The organism is Holdemania filiformis (genome assembly GCF_003459085.1).
Lineage (GTDB): Bacteria > Bacillota_I > Bacilli_A > Erysipelotrichales > Erysipelotrichaceae > Holdemania > Holdemania filiformis.
In genome coordinates this window covers 1-547 of record NZ_QRUP01000027.1, presented here as the reverse complement: position 1 = coordinate 547, position 547 = coordinate 1, and the positions used below count along the sequence as shown (strand labels likewise).

The window sequence follows — 547 nt, the reverse complement described above, 5'->3', positions numbered from 1 at the left end:
ATTCTGCCTTCTTCTCGGCCTTCTTCCCGGCCTTCTGCCAAGCCTTCCCGTTTGCCCTCATAGCGCAGCTGCGCCATGTCCATCATCCGCCGGTTATGCTCAAACGCCGCATCCTGTATCGCCGGATCACTGCTCATTCGCTTCATTACGCTGTCCGCCTCCTTAAAGATTTGCTCAGCAATCAAGGATTTAGATCTTCTAGTCCTTAAACTTCATCTGGATCAGCTTCCTCTTTTTAGTCGCTTGCCAGATGGGATTGCTCTGAGTCGTCCTCGGTTTGATTAAAACCGGAAACGATTTCTTTCTTTAACTGTTCCAGTTGTTGAAGACTGATCTTGGTGCAGAGCTGGATGAGCTGATCATTACAATGATTCCTCAACATTTCCTTTGCGGTTTCTAATCGTTGTTTTTCGATGCCTTGTTCAATACCTTGTTCAATGCCGCGTTCAATGCCTTGTTCGATGCCACGCTCAAGGCCTTGTTCAATGCCTTTCTCAATGCCTTCTGCCAAGCCTTCCCGTTTGCCCTCATAGCGCAGCTGCGCCAT

At 48.6% G+C, this 547-nt stretch carries 1 pseudogene; it reads right to left on the bottom strand.

Annotation, left to right across the window (positions count from 1 at the left end):
• Positions 1–235: 235 nt before the first annotated feature.
• A pseudogene (locus tag DWY25_RS17895) lies at positions 236–547 on the bottom strand (hypothetical protein); the annotation flags it as partial.